This is a genomic window from Streptomyces sp. NPDC057654 (assembly GCF_042800135.1).
GTDB lineage: Bacteria > Actinomycetota > Actinomycetes > Streptomycetales > Streptomycetaceae > Streptomyces.
Window position 1 is genome coordinate 1 of the sequence record NZ_JBHVHQ010001235.1, and the last position, 1,849, is coordinate 1,849.

The window sequence follows — 1,849 nt, forward strand, 5'->3', positions numbered from 1 at the left end:
ACCGGCGACCGCCTCGCCGACGCGCGCCCCGGCTTGCTCCATCCCCCCGTCACCCCGCCCGCAGCAGCAGCGCCGCGGCCAGCCCGACCGGACCCGCGCCGACGACCAGCACGGAGGGGTGATCAGACATCGAATGGTTCGTCATGACGGGCTCCTAGTCCTGGAGTTGGGCACGGGCGATCTTGCCGCTCGTGGTGGTGGGGAGTTCGGTCAGGAACGTCGTACGGCGGGGGATCTTGTACGGGGCCAGCAGGTCCCGGCAGTGCGCGACGATGGCGTCGCCGTCCGCGCGGGCGCCGGGGACCGTGGCGATCCAGGCGCGCGGCGCCTCTCCGCGCACCGCGTCCGGCATCGCCGTGACGGCGACGGCGGCCACCGCCGGATGCGCTGCGATCACGCGCTCCACCTCCGCCGGGTAGACGGAGTAACCGCCGCACAGGATCACGTCCTTGAGCCGGTCCACGACCGTGACCTCGCCGTCCCGGTCCACCCGCCCGACGTCCCCGGTGCGCAGCGCACCGCCGGACGTCCGGGCGCGGGCGGTGGCCTCGGGAGCGTCGAGGTAACCGGACGTGACCATCGGGCCGCTCACCAGCAGCTCGCCGTCCTCGCCCGTACGTACGGCGGTGTCCGGAACGGCCGGGCCGGAGGTGCCGGGGTGACTCGCGTCGGCGGCGGGGGTGAGCGAGGCGAGACCCGCCAGTTCGGTCATGCCCCAGCCCTCGGCGAAGACCGCGCCGGTGCGCTCCTGCCACCGAACTGCGAGCCGCCGCCCGGCGGGCTGACCGGCCGAGAGGGTGCAGCGCACCGACTCCATCGGCAGCTCGGCCTCGGGGCGGGCCAGCAGCCTGCGGTACATGGTCGGAACCCCGGCCAGCACGGTGGGCCGGTGGCGGCGCAGCGCCTCGGCGACGGCCTCCTCGGAGAACCGGGTGAGGATGACGAGCGTGGCACGGGCGCAGAGCGCGGCGTTCAGCACGTTGGCGCCGAAGGTGTGGGCGAGCGGGAGCGGGCTGAGGACGGTGTCGCCGGGCCCCAACTCCAGCCGCTTCGCGATGTTTTCACCGCCCAGGCGGACGGCGTGGCGCGACTGGAGTGCGCCCTTGGGGCGTCCGGTGGTGCCGGAGGTGTAGGCGATGGTGGAGACCTCGGAGAGGTCCGCTGCGATGGCCGGAGAGGGGCCGTCGCGGGCCACGGGGGGCGGGACGGCGGTGAGGGCGCAGGCGGCGGCGCTGTCGTCGAGTACGTGGCGGATCTCGTCCGGCGCGGAGGCCGCGTTGAGCGGGACGCTCACGGCGCCCAGCTCCGCCAGGGCCAGATAGTCGATGATCCACTGCCGGCCGTTGGGGCGGCAGAGCAGGGCGCGGTCGCCGGGCCGCAGGTCGTTCGCGGCGGCGAGCTCGGCGGCCCTGGCCGTGACGGATGAGGTCAACTCGCGGTAGGTGAGGGGTCCTTGACTGTCGATCAGGGCGGTGCCGGGGTGCCGGAGTGAAAACATCATTGCTCCTCATGGAGTGAGGGGAGGTGTAGTGGGCCTCATGGCGCGGGCTGCCAGGCCGTCGCGGCGGCGTGCACCGTCCGCAGGATCTCGGCGTGGCTGCGGCCGGGGTCGTCGAGCAGCAGCCCGCCCGGCCGGCTGCCCATCGAATAGTGGGTGTCGAAGAACGTCGCGACCTCGGCGGCGGCCGTCGCCCCGCCGGGCCGGGGCGCGCACACCCACGTCACCGGGGTGTCGGTGGCGGCGACCGCCTCGACCAGGGCGGGCAGTTCGGCGAGTATCCGCTCCGGCGCGAGCCGCACGGACAGGACGAGCCGTCCCGGTTCGCGCGCGGCGTTGAGGGCCACGCAC

At 74.5% G+C, this 1,849-nt stretch carries 2 protein-coding genes; both read right to left on the reverse strand.

From position 1 onward, the window contains the following. Positions 1 to 154: 154 nt before the first annotated feature. A complete protein-coding gene (locus tag ACFU99_RS42355) occupies positions 155 to 1,501 on the reverse strand; it encodes a class I adenylate-forming enzyme family protein (protein ID WP_384403781.1) in 1,347 nt (448 codons plus the stop codon). A 35-nt stretch (positions 1,502 to 1,536) separates the two neighbouring features. Next, positions 1,537 to 1,849, reverse strand: a 313-nt coding sequence (locus ACFU99_RS42360) for a 3-deoxy-7-phosphoheptulonate synthase (RefSeq protein WP_384403784.1), incomplete at its 5' end; no start/stop codon positions are given.